The organism is Floridaenema evergladense BLCC-F167, from assembly GCF_041929205.2.
GTDB lineage: Bacteria > Cyanobacteriota > Cyanobacteriia > Cyanobacteriales > Aerosakkonemataceae > Floridanema > Floridanema evergladense.
This window is the reverse complement of sequence record NZ_CM171625.1, coordinates 4,111,156-4,127,815: the sequence shown is the minus strand read 5'-3', so window position 1 is coordinate 4,127,815 and position 16,660 is coordinate 4,111,156. Positions and strand designations below refer to the sequence as shown.

Here is a 16,660-nt window from a genome sequence, read left to right as displayed (position 1 = left end):
GAAAATGTAATTCTTAAGTTTCTAAAACTTCTCTTCTCAACCATTTTAATACTGTATCAATGAGGTTTGGGTCATTGGGAGAAATAAGTCTTACATTTTCGCAAGGTCGATCGCTAATAATGGCAATTGTACCCCCAAATGTAGCGATATCAGATAGGAAGGATGGGTTTAGGGTGCGATCGTTCTTCGAGTTGTAGAATAGCAAAGCAACTCGTTTTTCTAGCTTTCTCAAATCTAAGTCCCAATAAATACTTAGCAGCGGCATATTGGTAGGTCTTCCTTGCGGACATTCAGGACAACCTTGGTTTACCATTTGAGAGTAGATATAAGCAGCAAGCATATCTGGGTTGCTGAACTCGTCTTTGATATCAATACAAATTAGTTTTACTGCTTTGTTGAGTTCTTCATCTTTAGCAATGACAGAATCAAGAATTGAAGGAAGTTGAGTAAAGTTGAGAAGTTGAGTAATAGAAGATTTACCAACAGGAATGTTATCAGGTGCTTCTGGATGTGTGGTAGTGGGTTCGTACCAAGCATCATAAAAATCTGGGTAACTCATTTTTTTTGCACAATATTCGAGTACGGTATAAATGCCTGAAAAACCATATAATTTTCTTAATTGTAAAACAGTTTCTCTCATTTGTTTTTCATTTTTAATAATAAACTGTTTTTCGGAAATGAGGTTCGCTTGTATACTTTGAGCGACTAACCATTGAGTGAGATAATCTTTGCTATTTTGGATTAATCTGATTAAAGTTTTAACTGTTTCCAAGTCTCCTAACGCAAGTCCTCCTAATATCCAGGCAATTGATGAATTTATATATATATTACCTCGATTAGAATCGATCGCTTTAGTCAGTGTATCAATGACAGTCTTTGGTTGAGCATCAGCAATTTTCAATAGTCTTTGTATGACTGCCCATCGATTCTCCGTTTCTAAAAGTTTAACTAGAACGTTGAGGTCATTAATCTGCTCTAAATTGCTTTGATCATTGTCTAATTTATTACCCTCAGTCTCCTTAGAGGGAATTAGATTATGTGAAACATATTCCTCCCAGCTAGTTCCCAAGCGTTCAAATTGCGGCAGCAAATATTGTAGTTCTTGATTCATAATCTCATCATAAATAGTTCGTGGAGGTGCTGTACGTTCAAGAAAGTAGTTAACTTCTTCTTCATAAAGAATTTCTTCACCATCTTCAAAAAAGAGATCTTGTATCGGAAAATTTTCATGAAATTTAGAACCTGTAAAATGACTGAGACCGTCCTGTGCTAGATAATATGATTTCAAAGAATAAAAGTTTAGATGATCTATTCCATCATTAAAATTTACTAGCGCCTCAATGAACTTTTCTTTATCATTTGTGTCAACATCTCCTCGCTGTAACCAAAGAGAAAAAACTCCATTCCACTGAGGCTCGAAAATACGATATTTCTTGCCGTCTACTGGCTTTGGATTATTATTGTTGTGATCGCAAGGTAGAAAATCATCCCAACTAGGGATATTCAACGCCGCGAAATACTCCTGAAAAGTAGGATGAAAGAAAGCATAAACAGGTTCATCAGCATCTTTTTCATCCTCAGATGGTAGACCAATTTCAATTAACCAACCCAATTTAATAGCCAAGTCACGTAAAGAAGAGTCTTGATTATGTTTAGCTAAAAATGACTCTATAGAACTTTTTCGCAGACGAAATCTAGACTCTTTACTATCGAGTGTATCTTTAGCCAATTCTCCTAACCATTGATTTAATTCCTTCTGTTTTTCTGGCAAAATTACAAATCCTTCTTTATCTCTTTTCCAGTTGTAATGGCCTTCAACTAGTCTCTGATATAATCCCACTGTTGTATCAGGTAATTTTTCTCCTCCGTTTTTCCAGGTCAAGCACAACAAAGTTAATCTTAAAGGATTTCTAATCAAGTTCTTGATTCGTTGATTAGCCAGATTTCTTTCTTCTTTTAGCTTTTTGCATGAATCAGGTTCTTTTGCAAACCACTTTTCGATAAACTCTTCCACTTGCTCATCAGTAAAATCTACGTTTCGATAAACATCAAAATTAGGTAGGTAATCTCCTTCTATACTCCAGAGATTCAAACGACAACTCAAAATTACTTTTGCTTCAGTAATCCAACCTGCCCGAAGTTGCTGAGTAATCCAAGTAAGAGGCTGACCAAATTTTGCTGCCATTTCATCTGCACCATCTAGTAACAACCAAACATGACCTTGCTCAAACTCTTCAATAAGCGCATCTTTTAGTTCTTCAGTAGCAATTCGTGGATATGGTGCGGCTTCTGGACAAAGTTTTCGGATAGTTGGTAATGCCCATTTTGTTAGCCAAGTTTCAAGTAAATAATCTTGTAAAGATTGATGTTTTTCAGCATCTAAATCAGCCAAATCAATCCAAATCGGTAATTCTTTAACTTCTGATGCAATCTTTTGCAGTAGAGTCGTTTTTCCTGCGCCTGGTTCACCAATAACGGCAATCCGTTTACCATTGCTTTTGAGGCTTTTTCCCTGGAACACCTGCTCAAGGAATTCTTGATTAGAAATCGGTGTGCGCTTTTCCTGTTCTCGCGCTGACCATTTTTCTGGGTCAAGTTCTGGACAAACTCTGGGTTTTTCTTCTCGCTCAACTAATTCCAATGGAACGTACATTTCTGGCATTTCCCTAGCACCAGATCCGAGTGGATAGCTTGTTAACCGTTGCTTTTGCTGCTTCTCTAAAACCTCACGGCAAACTTGCTGCCAGGGAATATTGACAGATAAGGAGTCTTTAAAAGATTTTCTGTATTTTGCTAACAGTTGAGATAAGTCTACTTTTGTCCAGTTAATTTTCTCTTCAAGCTGAAGTAGCTCTCCAATTGCTGGATAAACTTTATCAGATAAATCTCGCCCAATTGTACCAGGAGCAAATCCTATTTTCTTCGCAGTTTCCTCACGGCTGTAATGGCACAACTTCCCCAGTAGAGAAGCTTTTATATGATCTTTGTTCAGACTTTTTGCTAAATCAGCAAAAAGTTGCTCAACCTCAAAATTACGATAAGCCTCTGGAAATAATCCCTCAAACTGGTTTCGATCTGATGTCATAGCTGTAAAAACTATTGTCAAGTATCCCTACATCAAATCATAACCTCATGGTGAAGGCTCCTTAGAGCTTTACTCACACATACTCACAGATATACTCACATTTACTCACAGCCTGTGAGGAGACTTTTACCCTTCACCTTGGATAGGCTATCAACAGAAAGCAAAAGTTAAACAGAAATTTATGAACACATATCAACTAAACCTTAATGACAATTACTCCAACTTTAACTTCCAAAGCGGTGAAGTATTCAACAAGTATCAACAAAAAATAATGGATATTTTAGAGACGATTTTAGGCGCTCGCTTTCGTTGCTATCCCGAATTACGATTAGAAAGAATTTGCCACCGTCCAGAAAATGTTTGGCTACCAAAAGAGATTTGGCAATTTTTAGTTAGTTCTGATCTAGATATTACAGTGATCGAACGAGGATCTCACGCCAGTCGCAAAGCCAAATTAGTTGTAGAATGCCAATCTCACTGGCATGATTCCTTAGAAGCACAGTTGCGCGATCGCAAAAAAGCTAAACTCCTCGCCTCTGTCAATGTTCCTTTGATTTACGTCCGAAAAATAGATTCAAGATATTATCGCTTCTACACACCCAACGAGAAACAAGAAGTTATTTATAACATAATTACTCAACAAGAATGGGCAGAATTAGAAGCTTTTTTGCTCAGTTTTTTGTAATGGGATGGTGCGTTACGTTATCACTAACGCACCCTACATTATCTACAAATCGCTGTATTCAATTCCCTCGACTTTGTAACCCCTTGGCGTAATCATCCATTCGCCATGAACCCGCGTATTTGAATTACCAATTAACACAATTGTCAACATATCGATCGAGCTTTCCAGCAACTTTTCTAAAGTAGTAATCGTAATTTCTTGGGTTTCTCGATAAGCGGAACGGACGATCGCCACTGGTGTAGCTGGATTACGATACTTTAAAAAAATCTGTTGGGCAAAAGCAATTTGTTCTGTCCGAGTTTGGGATTTCGGATTATATAAAGCTGTGACAAAATCCGCTTCTGCTGCTGCAATTAACCGCTTTTCAATTACCTCCCAAGGCGTTAATAAATCGCTCAAACTAACAGCGCAAAAATCGTGCATTAACGGCGCACCTACCAAAGAAGCCGCAGCTTGTAAAGCCGTGATTCCGGGAAACACTTGCACGCCCGGAACTTGCCCATCCCAACCATGTGCTTGCAGTTCTTCTAATACTAAACCCGCCATCCCATAAATGCCGGAATCTCCTGAAGAAATGACCGCAACAGTTAAACCTTTATCTGCTAATTCGATCGCTCTTTTTGCCCTTTCCACTTCCTGAGTAATGGGCAAAGATTCCACAATTTGACCTGGTTTTAATAAAGGGGAAATCAAGTCAATATATAAAGTATAACCAACCACAGCATCAGCTTGAGAAATTGCCATTTGTGCAGCAATAGTCATTTGTTCTAATTGACCTGGCCCCGTACCAATTAGTAAAATTTTCCCAGTGCGATCGCTATATTCCTTCTCTGATAATCCCACAGCAATTGTCACAGCCCCACGTTCTCCTTCAAGACGAAAAATTTGTTTTTTGACTAATAAACTAGCACTCGAAAATCCCTCTCCCCAATCCCCAATCGATGGCGGTCCCCAGTCCCCAACCGCACAAATCGCCGCAGCTTCCGCCACACTAGGAGTTCCCACTTCCGCCGCGACAATCGTTGAAGGATTGGGTACATTAATTTTACCTAAAACTTCCGCCGAAAAAGTTTTTAAAGGCCAATTTTTTTCCCGACAAACTTCGATTAAACCGACTTCATCAGCTTTAATATCAATTGTAGCAATTCCGGCGATCGCACCTTCCGCCAAATGATACCTTTGACAAACCTGTTTAATTGCACTTTCAATTAACTTTTTAGAACTGCCTCTTTCACAACCAATTCCTAACCATAAAACTCGCGGATGCCATTGTACTTTCGGTAAATCTGAATCAGGAGAAAACCTTCTTTGGGTGAAACTAATCCAAATTCTGGCTTTTGGTAGTTGGTAGTTGGTAGTTGGTAGTTGGTTTTCTGTATTTTCAAAATAGAAAGGATGACCTTTGGGGAGATGATTTTGCCAGAGAGTAGAACCGACTTCTTGGATTACTTGAACAGGTTCATTTCTGGCAATAGTAGCAGCGACTTTTGTCCAATCACCTGCGCCTTTATTCCAACCAAAAGGAACACCCAACAAATCAATAGCAGGTAAACCCAAACCATTAGACGCACCAGTTAAAATTGGGGTAGCATTTAGTTGAAGTGCGATCGCTCTCGTCAACCGATCGGCACCACCTTGATGACCACCACATAAACTAATTACAAATTTACCATTTTCATCAATCACAATTACTGCCGGATCGACAGATTTATCTTTCAATAAAGGTGCAATTAACCTCACAACAGCGCCTGTTGCCAAACCGAAAATAAAACCGCGATATTGCGACCAAATATTAGCAAGATGTGAGCTTAAAGAACCATGATAAACTTCAGTTCCCTTAATTTCCCTTAAAGATTCTGGAACCCAAAGGGTTGCATTTATTGCCTGACAAACAGGTAACAAAAGTTTAGCAGCAGTGGGAGTAGTTGCGATCGCCCCTATAGGTTGATTATCTATATAAAGTGACTTTATCAATTTTCATTTCCAACTAATAATTCGTCTTTTGCTTTGTTTAGACTCAAGTGAGCAATTGCTAAAATAAAGAAGCTCAATCCTACTATAGCGTAACTGGGACTAGCGGCAATTGTTTGTTTATAAATTAAACTCAAACTTATAGGAGATGTACTTGGTTTCCAAGCAGGAGTGAGTAGATTATAACCAATACTAGTGTGAATCAACAGGCAAAAAAATCCTCCACTCCACAAAGAGATCCATTGAAGAGTAAGATTATTGTTTTTTACTACTGTCAACAGTTCATTTATAAAAAATACCCCACATAATACTAATATTGATGAATTTGAGCCTTGAGAATAAGTGTATAATACACTTAAACAGGCAATCAAACTTATCTCTGATAAAGATATCTCTTTCACAAATCTAATACTTTTATTCCGTCTATAAATATAAAAACAAATTAAACAACTGGCTATAATTACAATTAAATTTGACGTTAATTTTGCCATAATTATATTATTTGTAAATAGTCTGTAGCCTATGACAACAGCATCTATTCTTCCATAGGATTTGTTAGGAGCATTATAGAAATGTTGAAAAAATAATTCATAGCCTTGTTTATATAAGTGGATAAATTCTGGGATTGAATTACCAGTCATTACTAATCCAATTCCAGTCATTATAACTGCTGTCATCCCACAAACAATGACTAATTTAAATCGCCTTTTAAATAAAAAATATAAGATAAATAAAACAGCTAATGTTGGCTTGATAGCGCTAATACCTAGTAAGATTCCAGCTAAAATACTTCTGCCTTTTTTTGCTTGAACAATTGACCAAATAACTAAAGCAGAGACAATCAAAGCAATATTACCGACAATTAAACTGTAAGTTGTTCCATAGACTAGAAAACAAATAATTGCGCCAATTACCTGCCAATTTTTCCTGGGAGAATCTATCAGATGAACGCTACCCCAGATGCTTAAAATTATTGCCAGTAGGTTGGCAATAACCCAAATCGTAGAAGCATAGTAACTGGAGAAGTAGCCCAGAGGTAAAATTAGGGGAATAATATTAGGTGGATAAACAAATGGCATTGCATTTCTGGGAGTTACTACCTGAATAAAATAGTTTACAAATGTTTCTGGCTGATAGAGATTCAAACCTTCTAGTACCATTTTACTAGCTACATAATACCAGCGAAAATCAGAGAGAAAAGCCCCTGGTTGAGTTAATTTATAAGCTTTGAGTAAAGTTTGAACTATAAACCATAATGTGATGATAATAAAGAATAATTTTAAACCGAAAGTTACGCCCGATCGCACCAAAAAGTTTATTACTTTTCGCCGCAAAGGATGATTTAAAAATCCTGAATTATTTCGCCATTCAGCGTTACCTAACTGTTCCTTAATAACAGTGGCTAGTAATAGAGCGATCGTCATTATCCAAATCACAAATAATAACAAAACTCTTAAATACAAAGGTAGATTTGACATGACATCTTGCCCTTTGATACTGCCAGTAAAATTGCAGATAATACCTGTATTGCTAACAACCAACAAATTAACTTTGTCCAAATAACAAAGGAATAGGGAGAGATATTTAAAATTCAAATTAAAAAAATTCTCTCCCTATTCTCAATTATTAATCCTTGTTTAAGGCTGATAACTGAGTGTTAACTTCAGCCACCTGAGAAGTAATTACAGCTGATTGCAACATTTTAGTTTTAGCAACCGAACCATTAGCCAAATTAAACAACGGATTTGACAAAATACCAGCCAAAGAAGTACCAATCAAAGTTACCACTAAACCCACTTGTAAAGCCCGCATTCCTGACAAATTCCAAGTAATAGCTGGATAATTTTTCACTGCATCGGACATTTCTTGAGGTTCTTTTACTACCATCATTTTCACTACCCGAATGTAGTAGTAAATTGAAACCACACTGGTAATTAAACCTAACAAAACTAACAGGTAAAGACCAGCTTGCCAACCAGCCCAAAACAGATACAATTTCCCAAAAAATCCAGCCAAAGGCGGAATTCCACCTAAAGAAAGTAGAGACAAACTCAAACCCAAAGTCAACAAAGGATCTTTTTGGTACAACCCAGAATATTCACTAATTTGGTCAGTTCCCGTCCGCAGAGAAAAGAGAATTACACAGGTAAAACCGCACAAATTCATGAACAGGTAAACCAACATATAAAATACCATGCTAGAGTAACCTGCTTCTGTGCCAGCGATTAATCCTAACATGACAAAACCAGCTTGAGCGATCGAAGAATAAGCCAACAATCTCTTCATACTAGTTTGCGTCAAAGCCACCACATTTCCTAACACCATGCTTAAAATAGCAAGGGCGGTAAAAATGAAATGCCACTGCTCGCTAACTAAGGGGAAAGCTGTTACCATTAAGCGAATTGCTAAAGCAAACCCAGCAGCTTTTGAACCAACCGAAAGGAAAGCAACTACCGGAGTCGGAGAACCTTCATAAACATCAGGTGTCCATTGGTGGAAAGGTACAGCCGAAATTTTAAACGCGATACCCGCAATAGCGAATACTAAAGCAATTACCAAAGCCAAAGATTGACCACTACCAGCAGCCAACCCAGCAGCGATCGCACTCAGCTTAGTTTCCCCACCGGACAAGCCATACAACAAAGATATACCATAGAGGAAAATTGCCGTACTAGAAGCGCCAATCAACAGATATTTTAACGCCGCTTCATTAGAACGAGGGTCGCGCTTAGTGTAACCTGTGAGTAAGTACGAGGAAATACTCAAAGTTTCCAAGCTGATGAAAATCATCACCAACTCATTTGCGCCAGAGAGAAACATTCCTCCAATAGTCGCCGTGAGTAAAATTCCCACAAACTCCCCTAAAGAAGTCCCTGATTGCTCAATGTAGCTAATCGACATTAAAATTGTCACAGCTGCGGACAAAGCGATAATGCCACGAAACACTACACTTAAGGCATCACCATTAAACCCGCCCAAAAAAGAGGTAGGGTTAGTGATATCCCATTGATAGAAAAGCGCCACAACCGAAGCGAGTAAACCTGCGACTGCTAGATAAGGAGTCCAGCGTGTAGAAGTTCGCCCCACGATTAAGTCAACCATTAACACTACAATCAGAGTGGCAATGACAATTGACTCCGGCAAAATTGTTCCAGCATTTAGCTGTGCTGCAAGTTCAGCAAAACTCATAGATCTTATAAATTTGGAGATTAGCCATACAGACCAGGACACTTAATATTATTGCGTTCTACGTCACATATTCAACAAAATTTCCTTTTTCCTGGTATTGAGATTCCACAGATAAACCCCAATCTACAGTTAGTATTGGTTAAGACTTATACCTAAAATTGCTCCCCAACGCCGAATTCAACTTTACCAATCAGCGATTTTTGGGCATAATTTCCCCTTGAATTTCTTGAATAATACTAGAGATTTCCTCTTCAGAATCAATGTGTCGAGATAGCACTTGAGCAGTTTTTTCGATGATGCGATCGCCAAACATTCTAGCTAAATCCTGTCGTAAACCCTGCCCCAAATCAAGATTTTAGATATCATAAGTAAAAGTTTCCTACTCAAGAGCGATCGCGCTAACCTAACATAACCGTATCCCACTCAAACTCAGCAATTCCAGACCAACAGCAAACAGAAAACAAAGAAAGTTAACAAACTTGCCTCACCAAAAATAAATTCCTCAAACCCTTACCGCACAAGGCTTAAATCGCACATTAAATCAAATTGTAGTGATTCATATCCTATATAAGTGTAAATAGGAGAGCCAGATAAATAAATTATGGTCAAAAGTAGTTGGTGAAGACAGACGCGAGGACAAGGAGACAAGGGGACAAGGGGATAGGGGGAAGTTCCTTAATATCGATCGACAACTCCCCCCACCTCCCCACCTCCCCACCTCCCCACCTCTGCCTTCTGCCCTCTACCTGAAAAACTCGCTTATTGAACTCTCTAGCCTAGCTGCTGTTGTGTAAGTTCTCATGTCAACCCTTGTTATAGTTGAATCACCCACCAAAGCACGCACCATTCGCAACTTCCTCCCCTCCAACTACCGGGTAGAAGCATCGATGGGTCACGTCCGCGACTTGCCCTCATCTGCTGACGAAATACCCGAAACTGTCAAAGGGGAAAAATGGGCACAGTTGGGGGTAAACGTAGATGCAGACTTTGAACCCCTATATGTGATCCCCAAAGAGAAAAAGAAAGTAGTCAAACAACTGCAAGATGCCCTGAAAGAAGCTACCGAACTAGTACTAGCGACTGACGAAGACCGCGAGGGGGAAAGCATCAGCTGGCATTTAAAGCAAATTCTCAAACCGAAAGTTCCAATTAAGCGGATGGTATTTCACGAAATTACCCAAGACGCTATCCGCAAAGCCTTAAAAAACTGTCGTGACATCGACGAACAGTTAGTCCACGCCCAAGAAACTCGGCGCATCCTAGACAGACTCGTAGGTTACACCCTCTCGCCCCTACTCTGGAAAAAAATCGCTTGGGGACTTTCAGCGGGAAGAGTTCAGTCCGTTTCGGTTCGTCTGTTGGTGAACAGAGAACGTCAACGTCGCGCCTTCCATCAAGCAACTTATTGGGATTTAAAAGCCCTTTTAGAAAAAGAAAAATCGCCTTTTGATGCCAAATTAGTAACTTTAGCTGGGACAAAAGTTGCCACTGGCAGTGATTTTGACGAAACTACTGGGCAAATCATCGTCGGACGCAATGTAGTTGTCCTGAACGAAGCGGAAGCTTTGGCTTTGCGGGAAAGACTTTTAGACAAAACTTGGACTGTTAGCAATATTGAAGAACGTCCAGTTACTCGCAAACCTGCCCCGCCCTTTACCACTTCCACATTACAACAGGAATCTAACCGCAAACTGCACCTTTCCGCCCGTGACACGATGCGGATTGCTCAAAGTTTGTACGAGCAGGGCTATATTACCTATATGCGGACAGATTCGGTGCATTTGTCGGAACAAGCGATCGCAGCTGCCCGCAACTGTGTCGAACAAATGTACGGGACTCAATACCTCAGCCCCCAACCCCGCAAATACACCACCAAAAGCAAAGGCGCACAAGAAGCCCACGAAGCCATCCGTCCCGCCGGGAGCACTTTCCGCACTCCCCAAGAAACCGGATTGAGTGGTTTAGAATTCCGACTGTACGATTTAATTTGGAAGCGTACCGTCGCCACTCAAATGGCAGACTCTCGCCAAACTTTAATTACCATAGACTTGCAAGTAGAAGATGCAGGTTTCCGTTCCACAGGTAAACGCATCGACTTTCCCGGATACTTACGTGCTTACGTGGAAGGTTCCGACGACCCAGAAGCGGCTATTGAAGACCAAGAAGTAATTCTGCCACCATTAAAAGTGGGAGATCATCCCGAATGTAAGGAACTCGAAGCCGTTGGACACGAAACTCAACCCCCCGCCCGTTACACGGAAGCATCTTTGGTGAAAACCTTAGAAAGTGAAGGTATTGGTCGTCCGAGTACTTACGCGAGTATTATCAGTACGATTATCGATCGCGGCTACGCCCAAATGAACGGCAACGCCCTCATCCCCACCTTCACCGCCTTCGCCGTCACCAGTCTCCTAGAAAAACACTTCCCCGACTTAGTAGATACCAGCTTTACCTCCCAAATGGAACAAACCCTAGACGACATCGCCACAGGTGAAGCCCAATGGCTACCCTACCTGCGGCAATTCTATCAGGGAGAAAAAGGCTTAGAAACCCAAGTCAAAGAACGGGAAAGTCAAATTGATCCCGCAGAAGCCCGTACCGTAGAACTAGAAAACCTCGCCGCTAAAGTCAGAATCGGCAAATTTGGCCCCTACATCGAAGCCGAAAATGGCGATGGTGTAGTAACCGCTTCTATTCCCAAAGACCTCACACCCGCAGACTTAGACCCAGAACAAGTAGAAACTATCCTCCGGCAAAAAACCGAAGGGCCAGAAAAACTCGGCATCGACCCAGAAACCGGAGAACCAATTTTTATTCTCATCGGTACCTACGGCCCTTATGTCCAACTCGGTGAAGTTTCCGAAGAAAACAAAAAGCCCAAACGTGCTTCTTTGCCAAAAGGTACTAACCAAGAAGACGTGACTTTAGAAATGGCTTTAGGTTTACTGGCTTTACCTCGAAATCTCGGAATTCACCCCGAAACTGGGGCAAAAATTCAAGCTGGACTAGGACGTTTTGGCCCTTACATTGTCCACGACCAAGGCAAAGAAGGAAAAGATTTTCGTTCTTTAAAAGCGACTGACAATGTATTAACTATTGATTTGCAACGGGCTTTAGAACTCTTGGCTGAACCCAAGAAAACTAGAGGTGGTGTTCGTTCTAAAACTAAAACACCTTTGCGAGAATTGGGCAATCATCCCAGCGATGATGAACCAGTAAATATCTACGAAGGGCCTTATGGTTCTTATATCAAGCATGGTAAAACTAATGCGGCAATTCCAGAAGGGGAAACTGTAGAAAGTATTACTTTGGAAAAAGCACTGGAAGCTTTAGCTGCTAAAAAATCGACCAAATCTACTACTAGGTCGAAAAAATCAACTACGTCTTCTACTAGTAGTAAAGGTACTAGTTCGGCAACTAAAACTACCGCTGCCAAAAAGACAACTAAAACCACTACTACCAAGAAAAAAACTTCTTAGGTTAAATTTAGATCCCCGACTTCTTTAAGAAGTTGGGGATCTAGGTTTAAACATCCTCTATGTTTTGCGTACTAATTTGGCAGTAATACCGATCGCACCCAATGCTACTAAACTCAAAATAGAAGTTGGTTCGGGTACTGATTTTGGCGAATTTAGACCGACTACATAAGTAATATCAGCATCGAACTTATCAGACTCATAATTTCCGAATCCTTGGGAACCTGTTTGGGGGGCAAAGTTACCTCCCACAAAACCTTGTCCGTCAGTATTACTTACTTTATCGGTTGCAATTAAATTCATGATGCGGATGGCATCAATTTCTTCATTTTCACCGAGTCCAAAATCACTTAAATCAAAACCTGTGGCAAAAACACTAGGTTCAAAACCACTGCTAAATTGATAGAGAAACTCGCTAAAAGTGTTCTGACCAACTTTGCGAACGGCTACGGCAAATGCTTCCGGTCCCCCCAAATTACCGAACGTGGCGCTACCGTTTTCGTATACTACAAAGTCTTTGCCAGTTGCGTTTGCTAAAGACTTTCCTTCTCCCCAGTTGAGTTCAATTACACCACGATTCGTGCTATTACCAAGGTCTACTGAGGTATTGGAACCAAAACCTAAAATTGAACCAACTGTTTGATTTTCTACAAAAGAAGCTGCAAAACCGGAGATGTTTTGGCTGCCTGAAACGATCGATCCACCAACAACAGAGTTAGCAGAATCCCAAGTATAACCTCCCAAGGAAAAGGTTGCGGCTTTTGCTGACCCTGCATTAATGAAAGCTGTGCCACTCAATGCCGTTAAAAACAAACCTATTTGCCAATAGTTCTTGATGGAAAATTTGCTCATCAGGAAACTCCCTCCCAACTTTAAGTGGGTGTTAATAGTAAAAAATTTTGAGGTAAATACTGTTTTCAGAGGGAGTAGGTAAATTGCACAGCTTTTCCGCTAATCACTTATCATTCAGAATGCTGCGATCGACATAAGTAGTTAATACTGTCGATTTTTAATTGATTTTTGTGACAAGACCACCCTCTGAAAGTGATATTTAGATGCACGCTCACACACGCTAGCATATAATCTACAAGCCGATTCTCGTGTTTCCACTTAGTTTTGATGAAGAGTTTTTGAAATTTTATCTGGGTGCAAATATAATATTAACTACTAGCGATCGCACTCTGCCCTGAGAAAAAGTTGTTGGATTTGGGATTGAGTGGGATAAGCTGATAATTGACTGTTGTTGGGTGTGCTATGAGCAGCGTGATAACTATCTCCGATCCTGTGTTTGAAACCGAAGTGCTGAAAGCGACACAGCCAGTATTGGTATATTTCTGGGCAGATTGGTGTGGGCCATGCCGACTGATGGCCCCATTAATTAATTCGGTAGCCCAAACTTATGGCGATCGCTTAAAAGTAGTCAAAATGGAAGTAGATCCTAACCCCATAGCAGTGAAACGCTACGAAGTGGAAGGAGTTCCAGCACTAAGGCTATTTAAAAATGGTCAGTTGATTGAATCTATTGAGGGAATCGATGGGGGAACTAAACAGAAAATCACCACTTTGCTAGACAACATCTGTCAAATTAGTAACTAGACTTCTTGTAGAAGTTAGGGAAAAGGGAAAGGATAAAAGATTTACCATCTTTTATCCTTTCCCATTGAACCCGGAACTAAGTTTTAACTAAAAATATTTTTACCAGGGGTCTAATGACATCATGAACGAAGTAAAATTTTTAGGATATGCAATTCGCTAAACGTTTAGAACCGCTACAACATAATGTTTTCGCTGATATGGACCGGGCGAAAGCGAAAGCTAAGGCATCAGGTTTGTCAGTTATCGATCTATCTTTGGGGTCTTTGGATTTACCCGCAGCTAATCATATTACTGAAGCGATCGCGCAAGCTTTAACAGATACTAGCACTCACGGTTATTTGTTATTTCACGGCACTAGAGATTTTCGCCAAGCCGCTGCTGATTGGTACACCAAAAAATTTGGGGTTTCTGTCGATCGAGAAACCGAAGTTTTACCTTTAATTGGTTCTCAAGAAGGAACTGCCCATTTACCTTTAGCAGTCCTGAATCCAGGGGATTTTGCCCTACTTTTAGACCCTGGTTATCCTTCTCATGCAGGAGGTGTTTACCTAGCTAGCGGTCAAATTTACCCGATGCCATTGCGGGCAGAAAATGGATTTTTGCCTGTTTTTGAAGAAGTACCATCAACAGTTTTAGCGCAAGCCAAAATGATGGTATTAAGTTATCCCCATAATCCGACAACTGCGATCGCACCACTATCATTCTTCCAAAAAGCAGTGGCTTTCTGTCAGCAACATAACTTGGTGTTAGTACATGATTTCCCTTACTTGGATCTAGTATTTACGGAGAACATTGCACCTTCAATTTTCCAAGCTGACCCAGAAAAAACCGTTTCGATCGAATTTTTTACCCTGTCGAAATCCTATAACATGGGTGGTTTTCGCATCGGTTTTGCGATTGGTAATGCCGCTTTAATTAAAGCTTTACGCCAAGTCAAAGCCGCAGTTGATTTTAACCAATATCGAGGGATTTTAAATGGGGCTGTCGCTGCGTTAACAGGCCCCCAAGATAACGTTAAATCAAATGTGGCGATTTTGCGCGATCGACGCGACACCTTTATCCAATCCCTACATCGCATTGGTTGGGAAGTACCAACTCCACCAGCAACTATGTATATTTGGGCAAAACTACCAGAAGCATGGGCTAGTGATTCCCTCACATTTGCTGCAAAACTCGTAGAAAATACGGGTGTTGCCGTAGCACCGGGCGCAGGTTTCGGTAAATTTGGTGAGGGTTATGTGAGATTTGCTTTAGTACATCAACCAGAAATTTTAGAAACAGCAGTAAAGAGAATTTCTAAGTTTTTGTATCCGTAAAATCACTGACAAAAAAAACTTCTTTTTTCCGAATTCTTTATGGAAACTTTAGGTGAAATGTAAATAAATTTCACCTATTGCCGTTTGGTATTTGCGTAGAATAAACTTAGGATTAAAGCAAAGTCTTCTGCAATCTCTGAGTGCATAATCAATCTATAAAAACTTAGAAATTGCATCTATATAAGAATCAAGCACTCAATCCTTAGTAGTTGGCTCGACTGTAAACACACTGTAGATTCTGGAGATCAATAAAAATGTCTAGTTTTATGAAGAAGTTTTTAATCGCTGCCTCAGCTGCTGGCATGAGTGCGATCGCCCAAACCCCTGGCTTCGCCTACAGCATCACAGGTAACAACGATGCTTGGCTTTATGACAACAACTACGGTAGTTGTGGGCCAACCAGCACCTGCCTGACTAACGACATGAGCAGATTAGATGCTATCTTGGGAGGCAACAGCAGCGCCCCAGGCGGTAACGTTGAGTTATTTGCTACCAGCGAAGGTGTGAACTTGTCCACCTATTTGACATCTAACGCCCGCACCAACATTGAAGGTACGGTTGCAGGTAGGTCTCTCACCCTCAGCAGCTTGACCGCAACAGATTGGTTTGGCCCCAGCTTGGATACACTATATGGTGCTGATAACTTCGCTAATAGATGGTTTAACGAATTTTATAATGCTGCGGGTTTGGCAGCAAGCTTGCCTTTTGGAAACAGCTTCCTCGTTCGCCAAGCAGCCTACAACGCCTTTTTAAGCGATCAGGTAAAAGGTTTCCAACGCAGCAGTGACCCCAATATCTCCTACATTACCACTAGCGGTAGCGACCTCTTGATTGGTTTAGCAGGTCACTTCGATGCCAAAGCCTACTATGCTCCTATCTTAGGAGCTTATGCCGCATTCATCAGAGATGGCTTCCAGGTCAGTGAAGTAGTCAAAGTCAACTATGGTGGTGTTGAGCAATTCCTTTACAGCTTCAACGCTACAGCATCTGGCTTAACCAACAATTCTGGCCTCTATGCTGATGGTTTATCTCATAGCGGTAACTACGAAGTTGCACTCAGAGGAGTTGTTCCTCCTGCTACATCAGTACCAGAACCTTCTGTAGTTTTCGGTTTAATTGGTTTGGGTGGTTTGTTAGCAGCTAAGCGCAAACAACAACAAGCTGGATAAGCGATTTCTTAGTCGGTTGCTGATTTTCTTCAGTACATCATAGTCTCTGAGTAATAGCTAATTGCCAATAGCCAATTAGCTATTATTTTTTGATTTTTATTTTAGGGATATTAGGGAAAGTTAGTTACTTCCTATATCTTATGGCGATCGAAATACGCGCTATACGAACGCGA

Annotated in this window: 11 protein-coding genes; 5 read left to right on the top strand and 6 right to left on the bottom strand. The window is 40.5% G+C overall.

The features are described 5' to 3' along the window. Positions 1-13: 13 nt before the first annotated feature. A complete protein-coding gene (locus ACE1CA_RS20115) occupies positions 14-3,085 on the bottom strand; it encodes an NACHT domain-containing protein (protein ID WP_413281369.1) in 3,072 nt (1,023 codons plus the stop codon). 181 nt (positions 3,086-3,266) lie between these two features. Between ACE1CA_RS20115 and ACE1CA_RS20110 the strand changes: the two genes are divergently transcribed. Then, the gene (locus tag ACE1CA_RS20110) at positions 3,267-3,770 is read left to right on the top strand and encodes a hypothetical protein (RefSeq protein ID WP_413281368.1); all 504 of its coding nucleotides are present in this window, start codon (positions 3,267-3,269) and stop codon (positions 3,768-3,770) included. Positions 3,771-3,812: 42 nt separating this feature from the next. On the opposite strand, the gene cobJ is transcribed toward ACE1CA_RS20110, so the two are convergent. From cobJ to ACE1CA_RS20090, 4 genes are all read right to left on the bottom strand, one after another. After that, complete coding sequence (gene cobJ, locus ACE1CA_RS20105; protein WP_413281367.1) at positions 3,813-5,744, bottom strand: precorrin-3B C(17)-methyltransferase; 1,932 nt, start codon at positions 5,742-5,744, stop codon at positions 3,813-3,815. Then, positions 5,741-7,219: a glycosyltransferase family 87 protein gene (locus tag ACE1CA_RS20100; protein WP_413281366.1), complete on the bottom strand. Its 1,479-nt coding sequence runs from the start codon at positions 7,217-7,219 to the stop codon at positions 5,741-5,743. Before ACE1CA_RS20100 ends, cobJ begins: the two co-directional genes overlap by 4 nt. Positions 7,220-7,367: 148 nt before the next feature. Further along, positions 7,368-8,930 (bottom strand): NAD(P)H-quinone oxidoreductase subunit N, encoded by a 1,563-nt coding sequence (locus tag ACE1CA_RS20095; RefSeq protein WP_413281365.1) that lies wholly within the window; start codon positions 8,928-8,930, stop codon positions 7,368-7,370. 190 nt (positions 8,931-9,120) lie between these two features. Then, a complete protein-coding gene (locus ACE1CA_RS20090) occupies positions 9,121-9,276 on the bottom strand; it encodes a hypothetical protein (RefSeq protein WP_413281364.1) in 156 nt (51 codons plus the stop codon). A 454-nt stretch (positions 9,277-9,730) separates the two neighbouring features. Here ACE1CA_RS20090 and topA point away from each other — a divergent pair, with 454 nt between their 5' ends. Beyond that, entirely contained in the window at positions 9,731-12,409 is a 2,679-nt protein-coding gene (topA, locus tag ACE1CA_RS20085; RefSeq protein WP_413281363.1) for a type I DNA topoisomerase, read from the top strand. Between the two features lie 57 nt (positions 12,410-12,466). Here topA and ACE1CA_RS20080 read toward each other — a convergent pair whose 3' ends face one another. Then, positions 12,467-13,258 (bottom strand): PEP-CTERM sorting domain-containing protein, encoded by a 792-nt coding sequence (locus tag ACE1CA_RS20080; protein WP_486517457.1) that lies wholly within the window; start codon positions 13,256-13,258, stop codon positions 12,467-12,469. A gap of 402 nt (positions 13,259-13,660) precedes the next feature. On the opposite strand from ACE1CA_RS20080, the gene ACE1CA_RS20075 reads away from it, so the two are divergent. From ACE1CA_RS20075 to ACE1CA_RS20065, 3 genes are all read left to right on the top strand, one after another. Continuing rightward, positions 13,661-14,002: a thioredoxin family protein gene (locus tag ACE1CA_RS20075; RefSeq protein ID WP_413281361.1), complete on the top strand. Its 342-nt coding sequence runs from the start codon at positions 13,661-13,663 to the stop codon at positions 14,000-14,002. A gap of 146 nt (positions 14,003-14,148) precedes the next feature. Continuing rightward, positions 14,149-15,318: an LL-diaminopimelate aminotransferase gene (locus ACE1CA_RS20070; protein WP_413281360.1), complete on the top strand. Its 1,170-nt coding sequence runs from the start codon at positions 14,149-14,151 to the stop codon at positions 15,316-15,318. Between the two features lie 254 nt (positions 15,319-15,572). Continuing rightward, complete coding sequence (locus ACE1CA_RS20065) at positions 15,573-16,487, top strand: NF038130 family PEP-CTERM protein (protein WP_486517456.1); 915 nt, start codon at positions 15,573-15,575, stop codon at positions 16,485-16,487. The last annotated feature ends 173 nt before the right edge of the window (positions 16,488-16,660 follow it).

Coding starts and splice junctions, on each gene's coding strand:
- topA (WP_413281363.1), top strand. CDS start 9,731: ATGTCAACCCTTGTTATAGTTGAATCACCCACCAAAGCACGCACCATT.
- ACE1CA_RS20075 (WP_413281361.1), top strand. CDS start 13,661: ATGAGCAGCGTGATAACTATCTCCGATCCTGTGTTTGAAACCGAAGTG.
- ACE1CA_RS20115 (WP_413281369.1), bottom strand. CDS start 3,085: ATGACATCAGATCGAAACCAGTTTGAGGGATTATTTCCAGAGGCTTAT.
- ACE1CA_RS20065 (WP_486517456.1), top strand. CDS start 15,573: ATGTCTAGTTTTATGAAGAAGTTTTTAATCGCTGCCTCAGCTGCTGGC.
- ACE1CA_RS20070 (WP_413281360.1), top strand. CDS start 14,149: ATGCAATTCGCTAAACGTTTAGAACCGCTACAACATAATGTTTTCGCT.
- ACE1CA_RS20095 (WP_413281365.1), bottom strand. CDS start 8,930: ATGAGTTTTGCTGAACTTGCAGCACAGCTAAATGCTGGAACAATTTTG.
- ACE1CA_RS20080 (WP_486517457.1), bottom strand. CDS start 13,258: ATGAGCAAATTTTCCATCAAGAACTATTGGCAAATAGGTTTGTTTTTA.
- ACE1CA_RS20110 (WP_413281368.1), top strand. CDS start 3,267: ATGAACACATATCAACTAAACCTTAATGACAATTACTCCAACTTTAAC.
- ACE1CA_RS20100 (WP_413281366.1), bottom strand. CDS start 7,219: ATGTCAAATCTACCTTTGTATTTAAGAGTTTTGTTATTATTTGTGATT.